Here is a 12,516-nt window from a genome sequence, read left to right as displayed (position 1 = left end):
GTGCGAGGGGCTACCAGAACTGACGACGTGGCGGAGGATTTCTGATCGGTGAAGCCGCTGACACCAGGCCGTTCGTCAGGCCGGGTGGGTCGGGTCGATCCAGGGGACGTGCTCCGGGTCGGGCACACCCTCGATGTCGAGGTGGGGTCCCCGTAGTACCCCACAGCTTCGCGTCGTTGTCCGGTGGCGTGTTTGCCCGGCCGGTCCCGCACCCGCTCGACGAAGTCCGCGGCCTGCTGTTCAGCGTCAGCGGCTCCGGCGGCGACACCCCTTTATGCGTGTTATCTGACAACTGAGGGGAGCGGGGTCCCGATGGCCACGGAACGGCACCTGGCCGCCGTCGCGCAACCGCCGACCGACAGCGCCCAACCGGCGCCGCCGAGCGGCGTTTTGATAACGCTCCGTGATGTCGGACTTACGGAACTTTTGTTCGCTATCTATTCGGCGGTCATCTGCGGGGCCGGGCTCGTGGGGCGCAGCAGTGGCATGAAGCGGTCCAGCCACCGAAACGGCTTCTGGATTCGCTGCCATCAAGCCGCCTCGTCCGCGGAATCGGGAGTGGGAGCCAGTCGCACGCTGCCGGACTGGGCCTTCTCGTCGGGGAAGACCCACTTCCGGAGCGCCCAGAAGCGGAAGACCATGGCGATCAGCGTGCCGATGATCTGCGCGCTCATGAAGTCGGCGATCTCCTGGGTCACCAGGCTCACATCCGGGGTCTCCAGATGAAATACGTACCGAGAAATCCATAGCGGCGCGGAGCTGAGCACTAGACCGACGCCACTGACCAGGAAGAACAGCGCCGCCTCGTGACGGCGCTCGCGGCCGCCCCTGGTCCGGAACGACCATTCGCGGTTCAACACGTAGGACACGATCGTCGCCACGAGCACCGCGATGATCTTCGCGGTCACCGGCTTCGGTTCCAAAATGGTCAGCTTCAGCCCATAGAACAGCGCGTTGTCCACTAAGAACGCTGTTCCACCCACCACCACGAACTTCAGCAGTTCACGGTGCTTCGGCGCAAGCGCGTGCAGCGGTTCCGGCAATCTTGCGAGTACGGCGTTTGCTATTCGGAGCACCCCCGATCTTCTCACCAGCCGAACACCCGCGTGGGACATCGAAGAAGCCTGCTCGCTCAAGCACGGCCAGCCTTGGGAACCGGAGAAGGCCGAATCGAGTTACCTCCCGCTCAGGAGGCAGTGCAATCAGGTTTTCGACCTCGTGCCCGGCTATGTCAATCCCGTGATCATCGTCTGCCTGGCGCGCGGTCAACGCACCCCACCTGGTCGCCCTGGTCCGCGCCGGCAACCTTCGTCAACGGCAAAACTCCTCGAACGGCCCGACGACCAGGAATCATCCGCCGCTGCTTAGAAGAACCTGATCCACAGAACTTGACGATTGCTCACAAAGGATCTTCTTTGCGGAATGGGGTTGTGAGTTAAAGGTCGTAGGCGGTCGGGTGGCGTGGCTGGTAGAGGCCCACCTCGCCGCCCCCGGGCAGCCGCAACGCGGTCAGCAGCCCCCACCCGGCGTCGGTGACTGGCTTGGTGAACTCGATCCCCTCGGCCGTGAGCTCGCTGACCGTGGCCTCGACGTCGTCGCACATCAGGTACAACTCGTGCGCCTGGGTGTCGCCCGGGTGCACGGCGACCTCGGCGGGTGGCAGCTTGAAGATGAGCCAGCCGCCGCCCGCGTCGACGTTCGGGTAGCCGAGCACGTCCCGGAAGAACGCCCGGTCGGCTTCGGCATCGCGGCTGTAGAGGATGACATGCGCACCGTTAATCATGCCGCGAGCCTAACCACGCTTATCCCTCCTGGATCGCCGCATTCCACCAGGACGTGCGCCTTGCGCCAGTCCGGTCTCGTCCTCGTCCATGTCGACCCAGTTCTGTTCGCCGAACTCGCGGGCGAACTCGCCCACGTGCTTGGCGGTCTCGGCCAGCTTGTTCAGCACGGTCCCGACGCTCATTCCGCCGGTGGGGGCGGTGCGGAACAGGTAGAGAAGCAGCGGTACGTCGGCGGCTGCGGTGGCCATGGCGGTGGCCTGCCGCTCGATCTCGTCGTTGATATTGGTCAGGCTCGCGCGCCATCCGCTGCCGATCAGTTCCACCGCCGGGACGAGCCCTGCGTTGACCGCCGATTCGGCCCAGCACTCCCGAAACTCCGGTGAGCCGCAAAGTAGAGCGTTTTCCCATTTCAGGCCCTCATCAACGGGCGTCTTCCGAACTCATGGGAACACGAGTTCCGCAAGTTGAACTCCAGAAAATCCGGGCAAACCGGACATCGGTCGGTACGGTGGAGACGTGGGCACCCCACGGCCTCGTCGCCGCTGCGCGTAGCGACTTAATACTGGTGGAGTCACGTATTCAACTATCGCGAGTTCTCGATGCCGAGGGCCGCCGTAGTGACTTTCTGTGATCCCTGCGCCAGTAGGTCGCTCTCAAACAGCAGGTGCGCGCGGAAGCGTGAAGTGGGCCTGATTGCGGATTCCGCTCGTTCCTCAACCCCGGTCCTCGTACTCCATGAGGTCCCAAAACGACCTGTAGCGGTTCGCGCCGGGCAGCCAGGGCGCGTGGAACCAGGCCTCCCATTCGCCTTCGGCGCTCTTGACGCGGGGATTGAGAAGGGTCCACCCGTCGTCCCAGTGCCCGACCATGAGGAGGTCGGGCAAGTACTCTTCCCTGAGGTTGATGCAGTCCTGCTTCTCGCCATAGACGAAGTAGAGCTCGTCAGGCACGCTCCGGGGCGTGTGGCCCTCGGGTAAGCAGTATTCGACGAACCAGGACTCGATGTCGCGGAGCCAGCCGGCGGTCGCGGCGGACCGCAGGCAGTACTCGTCGTCGGCGTTGCCCCAGCCGTTGGCGAACAGGAGGAACTGCCGGTAGCTCGGCGGCAGCTCCATGCCCAGCCGCTCTTCGAGCCGGCGGACGTCCGCCTCGCCGGCCGGGGGGCGCAGGGCGTACGTGTCCGTCGGTGACGGGTCAGAACCTTCGGGTACCCGGTCCCGCTCCGGGAAGAGGGTGGACCACGCGTATGGGGTGCTCATGGTAGGTGAAGGTATCCATCACGACCGACGTTTCGGTTCACAGCCCCAGGTCGGCGAGGTCCACGGTCGCGACCAGGACGCGGGCGCCGGCATTGTTGGGATGCATCCCGTCCTCCGCGTCGAACTCAGGCCGGATGACATCGGGTTCGTCCGGGTTCTCCACGGCGTTTACTAGTGGGTTCGCCTATTCAACTATCGCGAGTTGTCGATCCTCGAAGGCCTGAGGGTGACTTTTCGTGGTCTCCTGCGGCATAGCGGTCCCACACTCCGCCGCTTTCTCGAAGGATGCGGGCGACGGTGGCTTCGTGGTAGCCGAGGGCATCGGCGACAACGGGAGCGGGGATCTCCAGGAGTTGCTGCCGGATGGCGGCGCCCCGGGCGGCGGCCGCGGGGATGCCGATCGCGTTAAGGAGCCCTGATCCGGGTCTCGTTGTGATGGCGCTGCTGGGCGGTCAGCCGCATGTCTGCTCTCCCGTGACGGCGGCCGCGTCGATCTCGGCCAGGACACGAACGGCCCGGTCGTACTCGGTTTGGAGCCGAACCTTCTCAGTTTTTCGGGTCGGGCCGAGGTCGCCGAGGAAGGTCTTGGTCTTGTCGGCGTGCTCGGCCCAGACCTGCCGGTGACCGGGGTGGTGGGTGGCTTGCGGACAGCGGGCCGAGTCACACATCCCGGCCAGTGGCTTGTCGGCGTTCGGAGTGCCGGCGAGTTTCAAGCACAGGGCCCGGGACGGGTCGGTGAACCAGCAGTAGTTCGCCGTGCCGAGGTGCAGGGTGTTGGCACGTTTGGTCAGCAAGTTGAGCACCTCCCGGTCGCTGCGCTGAACCTTGGCGGTCCCGGCGTCCGCCCCAGGACTCCCAGCCCCGAGACGAGAAGAAGCTCAAGATCATGGGGACAGACCGTAGAAACACAACACGGTCCAGGACAAGCCCCAAACCCGCCCCTACCAGCCCGTCCATCCCGAATCGCAACACGACGACTAAGCAGAGAGAAAGCGGCGGAAGGAGTGAAGGTCCAGGCCCGGGTCGAGGCCTAATGCGTCGCGGTAGGCGGCGAAGCGGGTGTTCATCTGGGAGAACCCGATCCGCGGGCTGCGTTCGGAGGGCCAGAGCGCCGGCGAGTCCGCGTGGGTGAAAGCCGGGCGGACCTCTTGTGTCCACTGGGTGAGGATCTCCACGATCCAGTCCATCCCGCCGACGTCGTCCCGCGGGCCGACCGTCAGCACGCTGCGCCGCTTGGGCGGGGAGCCTTTCATGGCCTTGCCGAAGCGGACGTAACAGACGCCGAAGTCGCCGAACACGCGGGCGTGAGGGTTGGGGCCGAAGTCGGCCAAGTCGAGCATCCGGGTTTCCCGTCGGCGCAGTCCGTAGGCGTAGGCGGTCTTGAACAAGGTGGCGTCTCTGAAGGCGGGCAGCCATCCCTTGCGGCCGGCCCCGCTGATCCGCTCGACTTGCTCGTCGGCATGGTCGAAGAAGGCTTGCAGTTCATCGCGGGTGAAGGCGCGCTTGGCCGGATCGGCTTCGGACTCCTGTAGGTGGGTGGCGGTGTTCCGCTCGTGACAGACCTGGATGGGGTGCATGCCAAACCGGCGCTCGCACTCGGCGGCCCAGCCGTAGGCGGGATCGGTGAGGACGGCGCAGAACGACCGGATGGCCTCGGAGTAGTTGCGCAGGGTCGACTGTTTCAGATGCCGGACCGCGCGCAGGTCACTGAAGGAGTACGGCGAGCGGGACGGGACGCCCGCACCCACGCGGGTGAGATCCAGGAGGCCGGGGGCTGGCGGGACTTCGTCGAGACTTCGGTCGAACTGTGTGGGTGGCTGCGCGAGCGCAGGGCGCTACTTCCGGGGTCGAGCCGCTTGTCGCGGCTGGTGGGCAATGTCCGAGAGGCATGGAGTACGGGTTCTGCGTGCTGGAGCAGTTCGGACGGGCGAGCACCTGGCGGCGCGGGCCGCGTTGCTGGACGGTACCTACCGGGAGGTGGCGGGCCGCCTGCCGGACAACGCGGCCGGTACTCCTTCCAGCTCCCGGACCTGCCCGGCGGCCTGCGACCCCTGCGCGACCCGGACGCCACCATCGACGAGTAACGGTGGTCGGGTTGCCTGTAAGACAACTACCACCGACCGACATCTGTGACGTTTCCTCAGTTCAACTAGGGCGTTTGACAGAGCGATCAGCGTCGGCGGTGGGGGTCGGCGGGCCTGCCAGTGGATGAGGGCGTGGGGCGAGACGCGGGTGTAGGGCGAGGCTGGCGAACGGAGGAGTGCCCGGAGTGGGCCAGCAGCACTTACGTGCGATTCGGCCGAGCAGGCACAGCCGCCTGTCGCCTACCGGACCCTCGCATAGGCACGCATCTGTTCGGCCAGCCGCTCGAGTTCGGCCGCCTCCGCGGGCGAGGCGTTGCTGAGTCCGCTGTGTGCGGCCGTCGGGCTCCGCAGAAAGCGCCGCAGCACGGCCACGAGCAGCCCTTCCGGCAGAGTCCGCAACGCGGCGAACCCGCGAGGAACCGGCGGCGTCGGCATGGCGGCCAGGTTCTGCCGCATGAGGCGGAGCATGCCGCGGACCGCGTCCGGATCGTCGGCCAGCGCCACCGGGCCGCCCGCCGCCAGCACCGCCTGCCCGAGTGGCACCACGAACGCGGCGTGCGTCTTGAGCCAGGCATCCATCCGCGGCTCGGCCTTGGCGTTGATCCCGGCGGCGCGGAACGCCTCCACGATCCATTCCAGTCGCGGGGTGGTACGGCCGTCGGGTTCGCCGAACGGCATCGCGACCCGGCGGGTCATGAAGTTGGTCGCGCGGTAGCGCACCACGTCGCCGTCCATCGTGCCGGCGGCCGTGGGGAAGCCGAGCAGCACCCGCTCGTGGCCTATCACCGCGCCCAGCGGCTGCGCACCGGCCGCCCAGTTGAGCATGAACAGCACGTCGCCTTCGACACCGGCGAGTGACTCCAGCACCGCGTCGACTTGATGGGTGCGGACGAAGACGGCGATCAGGTCATACCCGCCGGCCGGGTGCTCGACCACCGGCACCGGTACCCGCCTGACAGCCGGGCCGTCCGCCTCGGCGAGCTGCACGCCATGCCGCCGCAGAGAGGCCAGGCGCTCGCCCCGTGCGAGGAGCGAGACGTCGTGCCCGGCCTCATGCAGGCGGGCGGCGAACAGGCTGCCGACAACCCCGGCGCCGTACACAAGAAGTTTCATGACAACCCTCTGCTGGGATCGGTGAAGGTGAGAGCTGGCCGGACGATCGTCCGGAACAGCTCTTGTCGAGACGCCGCGTTCTCCTCCCGGCCGCTGATCAGGGGGGAGAAGGCGAGGTCGGCGAGGATCAGGTGGGCCAGCCGCCGGAACAGTGGCGAGTCGCGCACGACCTCGCCGCGGTCGGCGGCAGCCTCGAAACCGGCGGCCAGCGCGTCCACGATCGGCGCGATGATCTCCCTGCGCAGCGCGGTGCCTAGGTCAGGGTCGGTCGCTGCCGCGTGCAGCAGCATGAATCCCAGGCGCAGGTCGCTGGCCGACGCGCCGTCGCGAGCCATCTGCGCGAACACCTCGTCGAGCGAGGTCGCCGCAGCGTAGTCAGGCAGGGCCGGACCTTGATATGTGAGGGCGGCCATGACCAGGTCGGCCTTGCTGCCCCCCCAATGCCTGTACAGCGTCGCCTTGCTCGTTCGAGCACGGGCCGCCACCGCATCAAAGGTGAACCGTTCGTAGCCGGCTTCCAACAGCAACGCACGTACGGCCTCGAACAACTCGGCGAGACGCTCGGGCGACATGCGGGAACGGGGTGGGGAGTCCTGCTGCATCCCGTAACGGTACGATACAGTTTCGTACAGGTCAAGCGGAGTGGCCGTACCTCAGGCGCATGCCAGAAGTCGCTCAGCGGTGTACTCGGTCCCCGAACCGGGACCCGGGCCCCGCACACCTACCTGTGCTGGCGCAACGCCAATGCCCGCCACCGCGACGTCCTGGCCGCCTAACGGCGCGAACGCGCCGACCCAGTCCTCTCGGCCGGGCGCGGGTGCCTGGCCTGACGAAGACCGGTCACCGGTATCCACGGACAAACCGCCCCTGAATCCGGCCGCGGTGATCCGGCAGGCGGTGAGGTGTTGGTGGGTGCGAAGACTCAGGTCCGGTGGGACATGGTCCTTGGTCATGCGATCGCGGGGCGCGGCTCAGTCGAGGTTGCCGATCTCGGTGAGTTTCTCGCGAATTGGGCCACGACGCTCGACCAGACCGATCAGCAGGAAGTCGTCGACGCTGTCGGCGGGCAGCCGTACTGCGCCGGGTGTGGGTGTCCCCAGGGTCTCAGCGGAACGTCTGTGCTCCGACGACGGACAGCACCTGCAGCTTCTCATAGCTCTCGCTGCCGGGTATGGCGGTGTAGACGAGCAGCGAGTGGGCCTGGCCCGGGTCGACCAGCCGCTGGCAGGTCAGCTCCAGCGCGCCGACCTCGGGGTGGTTGAAGTGCTTGACGTCGTGGGGGCGTATCCCGATCTCGTGGTCGTCCCACACGCGTCGGAACTCCTCGCTGCAGTCCAGGAGCAGGTCGGCCAGGTGCGCGGCTCGGGAGCCGGGACCGCGGAGGGTGACGAGCTCGCGCAGTCCCGAGGCCCACATCCGGGTGAGGAACGGATGTTCTTCCGGCGCGTAGATCTGCCGGGTGGCGGGGTCGGTGAACCACCGGTATCCCGTGCTACGGGCGGGCCCGGTGTATTGCGTCGTGTCGCCGGTGAGTGCGACGCCCATCGGGCTCTGCCGCAGGGTCTCGCCGAGCTCGGTGATGATCTCGGCGGGTGTGTCGTTCAGGCGGTCGAACACCCGCAGGAGGCCGGGGCTGATGTGCTCGGTGGACGCTCCCCTGGCCGGTGGGTTGTGCCCGGCGAGGCGGAACAGGTGGTCGCGTTCGTCGAGCGACATGTGCAGCCCCTGGGCGATCGAGGCGAGCATCATGTGCGACGGCTGCGGGCCGCGTTCCCGCTCCAGGCGGGAGTAGTAGTCGGCCGACATGTGGCACAGCGACGCGACCTCCTCGCGCCGTAGCCCGTTGGTCCTGCGACGCGGCCCGCGCGGCAGGCCGACGTCCTCGGGTTGCAGTGCCTCTCGGCGATTGCGGAGGAACTTCGCCAGCCCGGTGCGATCGATCACGACGATCCTCCTTCTCGAGTACTGCCTCGTTTCTAGCGCCTGCGGGCGGAGGTAGCCACGGCCCGTCGATCCCCCCATCCGGAGCGGAGCGGTGGCCTGGCGAGCCTGTGATCGGAAGGTCCTGGATACGCCCGGGCGGTCCGCTGAGGATCGATGCCATGGCCCGAGCAGGCCCCGAGTAGGCAAGGAGCGGAAGATGACTGATCTGTCGGGGAAGGTCGCTGTCGTGACCGGTTCGGCACGCGGGATCGGGAAGGCGATCGCGCTGCGATACGCGTCGTTGGGCGCGAGCGTGGTGATCAACTACTCTGCGGACGAGGACAACGCGCGGCGCACGCTGGCTGAGGTAGAGGCGGCCGGGGGGCGAGGGATCGCGGTGCGGGCCGATGCGTCGTCGCCGGCCGACCTGGACCGGTTGTACGCGACCGCGATCGAGGCGTTCGGCGGTCTTGACATCGTGGTTGCCAACGCCGGGCGCGAGGTCATCGCCCAGCCGGTGGTAGAGGCCACCGAGGAGCAGTTCGATCGTGTCTTCGCGGTCAACGCCAAGGGTGCGTTCTTCACGCTGCAGAAGGCGGCACAGCTGGTCTCCGACGGGGGGCGGCTGATCTACATCGGATCGAGCACCACCGTCAGCCCGTACCCGGGCATGGGGTTGTACTCGTCGTCGAAGACGGTCGCCGAGAACCTGGTGCGGATCCTCGCGCTGGAGCTGGGCCCGCGAAACGTCACGGTGAACACCATCCTGCCCACCGCGACCGCCGGTGCCGGCGTGTTCACCGACGTGACTGAAGGGGACGAGTTTCACCGAATGAACGCCCAGATACGTCCCCTCGGGGGACGCGGCGGCACCCCTGAGGATGTCGCCGACGCCGCCCAGTACCTCGCCGGCGAACTGGCTGGCTGGGTCAGCGGCCAGTCCCTGCTCGTCGCGGGCGGAGCGATCCAGTGAGCACCACTGACCCTGCCCAGCGCGACGTCTACGTTCCGCACGCTTATCCCGAGCAGCAGGTTGACCTCGGTGAGATCACGATGAACTACGCCGAGGCCGGCAACCCGGACAAGCCTCCCGTGCTGCTGATCCCCGAGCAGTCCGGCTCGTGGTGGGGGTATGAGGAGACGATGGCCCTCCTCGCCGAGGACTTCCACGTCTACGCCGTCGACCTGCGGGGACAGGGGCGCAGCAGCTGGACCCCGAAGCGCTACAGCCTCGACAACTTCGGCAACGACCTGGTCCGCTTCATCGCCCCTCGTGGTGAAGCGCCCCGTCGTCGTCGCGGGCAACCTACGAGGGCACCGTCGCGCTGCACTGCCCGCACGAGCGCCTGCTGACCGAGATCAAGGCACCGGTGCTCCTCACACACCACATGCGTGCGATCGACCCCGATACCGGCACCCTGCTCGGCGCGCTCTCTGACGAGCAGGGTGCTCGGGCCAGGCTGCTGATGGAGTCGAAGGTCGACTACGAGTCGGTGCCGGACGCTTTGCACGTGATGCACCAGTTCGATCCGCCCCGGTACACCGAGATCTTCACGCGGTGGGCGGCCACGCTGGCGGCGTGACCAGAGTTCGACGACAAACCCACGGCCACAACATGAAAGAGCAGAACCAATGCCACGCACACAGATCGACATCACCATCCCCGACCTGTCCGGAAAGCGCGCCGTGATCACTGGAGCGAGCGACGGCATGGGCCTGGGCATGGCCACGCGCCTGGCCGCGGCCGGCGCGGAGGTGATCATGCCCGTCCGCAACCCGCGCAAGGGCGAGGCCGCGATCACCACGATCCGGCGGGCCGCGCCCGGCGCGAAGGTCTCGCTGCGCAGCCTCGACCTGTCCTCGCTGGAGTCCGTCGCGGCCCTGGGCGACGCCCTGCGCGAGGAGGGCCGCCCGATCCACCTCCTGATCAACAACGCCGGCGTCATGAGGCCGCCGAACCGGCAGACCACGGCCGACGGGTTCGAGCTGCAGTTCGGCACCAACCACCTTGGCCACTTCGCTCTGGTCGGCCATGTCCTGCCGCTGCTGCGCGACGGCCGCGCCCGGGTGACCTCGCAGGTCAGTGTCGCCGCCCGTCGCGGCACCATCAACTGGGACGACCTGAACTGGGAACGCAGCTACCACGGGATGCGTGCGTACAGCCAGTCCAAGATCGCGTTCGGGCTGTTCGGTCTGGAGCTGGACCGGCGCAGCAAGGCCCATGGGTGGGGCATCACCAGCAACCTCTCCCACCCCGGAGTCGCCCCCACCAGCCTCCTGGCCGCCCGCCCCGAGCTCGGCCGCAGCCAGGACACGCCCCAGGTCCGCCTGATCCGGACGCTCTCGGCCCGCGGCATCCTGCTGGGCACCGTCGAGACGGCCAAGCTGCCCGCCCTCCTGGCGGCGACCGACCCCGGCGCCAAGCCCGGCGCCTTCTACGGCCCCAGCGGACCCGGCAACCTCGGCGGCCCGCCCGCCGAGCAGCGGCTCTACCCACCGCTGCGCAGCAGCGACGACGCCGCACGCATCTGGCGAATCTCCGAGGCGCTGACGAAGACCTCCTTCCCGACCGCCTGACATTCCCGCCCCGAGAACCGCGAGCCACAGGAGCCGTCACATGAGTTCTGTCACCCGTCCCATCGCCAAGCGACGAAGCCCCTGGTGGGTGGTCGTCGGTGGTGGCACGGCCGGTGCCGTCGGCCCCCAGATGTACCTGGCCACCATCAGCCTGTTCGTGCTGCCGATCGCCGAGGAGACCGGCTTCAGCCGCACGACGGTGACAGGGGCGTTCTCGGTCGCGGGGGTCGGGATGGCGATCGGTCTGGTCATCGTCGCGCAGCTCGTCGACCGCTTCGCCGCGCGCTACATCCTCGTGCCGGGGTTCGTGCTGTTCGCGGTGTCGATGGCGCTGATCGGGCTGGTGCCGCCGATCGAGTGGGTCTATCTCGTCCCGTGCTTCTTCGTGGGGTTCTTCGGGGCCGGGACGGCGGTCCCCGCCGCCCGGGCGGTGGTGAGCTGGTTCGACAACAATCGCGCCCTCGCTGTCGGGATCGTGACGGGCATCATCGGCCTGGGCGCGGCGCTGGCTCCGCTGCTGGCCGGAGCGCTCATCGAGAGCGTCGGATGGCGACTGGCCTACGGATCGATGGCGCTGGTCTCCGCGGTGGTGTCGGTCACCATGGTGGTCCTGTTCGTGCGGGCCCGGGCCGAACGACACGTCCGCGGACGGCTCGTCCAGGAGACCACGGTGGAGGGCCGTGACGTCAGCCTCGAGCTCCCGGGCCTGACGTTCCGCGAGGCGGTCCGCACCCGGCAGTTCTGGGGCATCGCACTCGGGCTGGGCCTGGTCGGGGTCGTCGTCTACGGCCTTCAGGTGCACCTCGTGCCGATGATGACCGACCGCGGGCTGAGCAACGACGAGGCGGGCTCACTGCTGGTCGTCTTCGGCCTGGCGTCGCTCGTGGGCCGGGTCGTCGGTGGCTTCATCATCGACCGCGTCCACGGCTCCGTCGTCGGTCCGATCGTGATGCTCGCCCCCATCGCAGGCATGTTCTTCCTGCACCCGCCGTTCAGCAGCGCCGCCGTTGCGGTCGCCTTCATCGGCATCGCGTTCGGCATCGAGGGCGATCTGCTCGCCCTCCTCATCACCCGGTATCTCGGCACCCGCAACTTCGGCAGGATCCTCGGCCAGGTCCAGGCCGTGTTCCTCCTCGGCTCCGCCTTCGGGCCGCTGCTCCTCGGGCTGGGGTACGACGAGCTGGGCTCCTACGACCCGGTCATACCGGTACTGATGGGCATCCTCGTCATCGGAGCCATCCTCATCGCGACACTGGGCCGTTACATCTACCCCGCGGTCAGCGGTTTCGACCAGCTCGCCGCGCGCGACGAGCTCGCTGCCTCCGAGGTGCTGAGCGACATCGCCGAGAGCCGCGACCCCCACGTCTCATCAGGCAGGCCACGCGCCCAGGTCCACGACTGATCGGCTCAAGCCGATAAGCCACCGGGCGATTGCGGGTCCAGGGGTCCACAGTCTAGCCCCGTTTTCCGCACATGAGGATCTTTGGGATTCTTCGGTGTGTCGGGTTGGTCGTGGGCTCAGCAGTCGGCAGCCTGCTGGCGTGTGAGACAACCCGCGCAGTTCGGTATCCCGTCGGTCGAGAAACTGCTGGGGGCGTTGCCGGTGGTGGCCGGTTTCTGCTCCCGGTTGAAGATCCGTGATGTGGTCGATGCCGCCTGCCCGGTGCGTGACCTGGCCGGACTCACCCACGGACAGGTGATCGAGACGCTGGTGGCCAACCGGTTGACCTCTCCGGCTCCGCTGGTGCACGTGCGGGAATGGGCGCGGGAATGGGC

16 protein-coding genes are annotated in these 12,516 nt (G+C 67.8%); 6 read left to right on the top strand and 10 right to left on the bottom strand.

The features are described from left to right. Positions 1-530 precede the first annotated feature (530 nt). From Amac_RS14540 to Amac_RS14495, 10 genes are all read right to left on the bottom strand, one after another. A complete protein-coding gene (locus tag Amac_RS14540; protein WP_246268349.1) occupies positions 531-1,043 on the bottom strand; it encodes a GtrA family protein in 513 nt (170 codons plus the stop codon). Positions 1,044-1,435: 392 nt separating this feature from the next. Further along, positions 1,436-1,783 (bottom strand): VOC family protein, encoded by a 348-nt coding sequence (locus tag Amac_RS14535; protein WP_155354901.1) that lies wholly within the window; start codon positions 1,781-1,783, stop codon positions 1,436-1,438. Between the two features lie 9 nt (positions 1,784-1,792). Further along, positions 1,793-2,107 (bottom strand): hypothetical protein, encoded by a 315-nt coding sequence (locus tag Amac_RS14530; RefSeq protein ID WP_155354900.1) that lies wholly within the window; start codon positions 2,105-2,107, stop codon positions 1,793-1,795. A gap of 390 nt (positions 2,108-2,497) precedes the next feature. Continuing rightward, the gene (locus Amac_RS14525) at positions 2,498-3,043 is read right to left on the bottom strand and encodes an SMI1/KNR4 family protein (RefSeq protein ID WP_155354899.1); all 546 of its coding nucleotides are present in this window, start codon (positions 3,041-3,043) and stop codon (positions 2,498-2,500) included. Between the two features lie 37 nt (positions 3,044-3,080). Beyond that, positions 3,081-3,206, bottom strand: a complete 126-nt coding sequence (locus Amac_RS57320; protein WP_281356286.1) for a hypothetical protein — start codon at positions 3,204-3,206, stop codon at positions 3,081-3,083. A 289-nt stretch (positions 3,207-3,495) separates the two neighbouring features. Continuing rightward, positions 3,496-3,837: a hypothetical protein gene (locus Amac_RS14520; RefSeq protein ID WP_218041074.1), complete on the bottom strand. Its 342-nt coding sequence runs from the start codon at positions 3,835-3,837 to the stop codon at positions 3,496-3,498. A gap of 183 nt (positions 3,838-4,020) precedes the next feature. Then, positions 4,021-4,791: a site-specific integrase gene (locus Amac_RS14515; protein ID WP_218041073.1), complete on the bottom strand. Its 771-nt coding sequence runs from the start codon at positions 4,789-4,791 to the stop codon at positions 4,021-4,023. 576 nt (positions 4,792-5,367) lie between these two features. Then, positions 5,368-6,240 (bottom strand): ketopantoate reductase family protein, encoded by an 873-nt coding sequence (locus tag Amac_RS14510; RefSeq protein WP_155354898.1) that lies wholly within the window; start codon positions 6,238-6,240, stop codon positions 5,368-5,370. Then, positions 6,237-6,812: a TetR/AcrR family transcriptional regulator gene (locus Amac_RS14505; RefSeq protein WP_218041072.1), complete on the bottom strand. Its 576-nt coding sequence runs from the start codon at positions 6,810-6,812 to the stop codon at positions 6,237-6,239. Before Amac_RS14505 ends, Amac_RS14510 begins: the two co-directional genes overlap by 4 nt. 532 nt (positions 6,813-7,344) lie before the next feature. Then, on the bottom strand, positions 7,345-8,184 hold the full coding sequence (locus tag Amac_RS14495) for a helix-turn-helix transcriptional regulator (RefSeq protein WP_155354896.1): 840 nt from the start codon (positions 8,182-8,184) through the stop codon (positions 7,345-7,347). A gap of 196 nt (positions 8,185-8,380) precedes the next feature. On the opposite strand from Amac_RS14495, the gene Amac_RS14490 reads away from it, so the two are divergent. The 6 genes from Amac_RS14490 to Amac_RS14470 form a co-directional block, all read left to right on the top strand. After that, positions 8,381-9,136, top strand: a complete 756-nt coding sequence (locus tag Amac_RS14490) for an SDR family oxidoreductase (RefSeq protein WP_155354895.1) — start codon at positions 8,381-8,383, stop codon at positions 9,134-9,136. Continuing rightward, complete coding sequence (locus Amac_RS54870; protein ID WP_218041071.1) at positions 9,133-9,516, top strand: alpha/beta fold hydrolase; 384 nt, start codon at positions 9,133-9,135, stop codon at positions 9,514-9,516. Before Amac_RS14490 ends, Amac_RS54870 begins: the two co-directional genes overlap by 4 nt. Positions 9,517-9,551: 35 nt before the next feature. Then, on the top strand, positions 9,552-9,746 hold the full coding sequence (locus Amac_RS54865) for a hypothetical protein (RefSeq protein WP_218041070.1): 195 nt from the start codon (positions 9,552-9,554) through the stop codon (positions 9,744-9,746). A gap of 49 nt (positions 9,747-9,795) precedes the next feature. Next, the gene (locus tag Amac_RS14480) at positions 9,796-10,740 is read left to right on the top strand and encodes an SDR family oxidoreductase (RefSeq protein ID WP_155354894.1); all 945 of its coding nucleotides are present in this window, start codon (positions 9,796-9,798) and stop codon (positions 10,738-10,740) included. A gap of 40 nt (positions 10,741-10,780) precedes the next feature. Beyond that, positions 10,781-12,142, top strand: coding sequence for an MFS transporter (locus Amac_RS14475; protein ID WP_246268348.1), 1,362 nt, complete (start codon positions 10,781-10,783; stop codon positions 12,140-12,142). Between the two features lie 141 nt (positions 12,143-12,283). Then, positions 12,284-12,516 (top strand): DUF4277 domain-containing protein (locus tag Amac_RS14470; protein WP_155354893.1); only part of this gene is annotated, 233 nt, incomplete at its 3' end.

The sequence above is a fragment of the Acrocarpospora macrocephala genome, from assembly GCF_009687865.1.
Classification (GTDB): domain Bacteria; phylum Actinomycetota; class Actinomycetes; order Streptosporangiales; family Streptosporangiaceae; genus Acrocarpospora; species Acrocarpospora macrocephala.
The sequence above is the reverse complement of the archived record's forward strand: the minus strand, read 5'-3'. Positions and strand labels throughout refer to the sequence as shown.

Excerpts from the sequence above, each read along its gene's own strand:
- Amac_RS14535 (WP_155354901.1), bottom strand. The coding sequence starts at position 1,783 with ATGATTAACGGTGCGCATGTCATCCTCTACAGCCGCGATGCCGAAGCC.
- Amac_RS14525 (WP_155354899.1), bottom strand. The coding sequence starts at position 3,043 with ATGAGCACCCCATACGCGTGGTCCACCCTCTTCCCGGAGCGGGACCGG.
- Amac_RS14510 (WP_155354898.1), bottom strand. The coding sequence starts at position 6,240 with ATGAAACTTCTTGTGTACGGCGCCGGGGTTGTCGGCAGCCTGTTCGCC.
- Amac_RS14505 (WP_218041072.1), bottom strand. The coding sequence starts at position 6,812 with ATGTCGCCCGAGCGTCTCGCCGAGTTGTTCGAGGCCGTACGTGCGTTG.
- Amac_RS14490 (WP_155354895.1), top strand. The coding sequence starts at position 8,381 with ATGACTGATCTGTCGGGGAAGGTCGCTGTCGTGACCGGTTCGGCACGC.
- Amac_RS54865 (WP_218041070.1), top strand. The coding sequence starts at position 9,552 with ATGCGTGCGATCGACCCCGATACCGGCACCCTGCTCGGCGCGCTCTCT.
- Amac_RS14480 (WP_155354894.1), top strand. The coding sequence starts at position 9,796 with ATGCCACGCACACAGATCGACATCACCATCCCCGACCTGTCCGGAAAG.
- Amac_RS14475 (WP_246268348.1), top strand. The coding sequence starts at position 10,781 with ATGAGTTCTGTCACCCGTCCCATCGCCAAGCGACGAAGCCCCTGGTGG.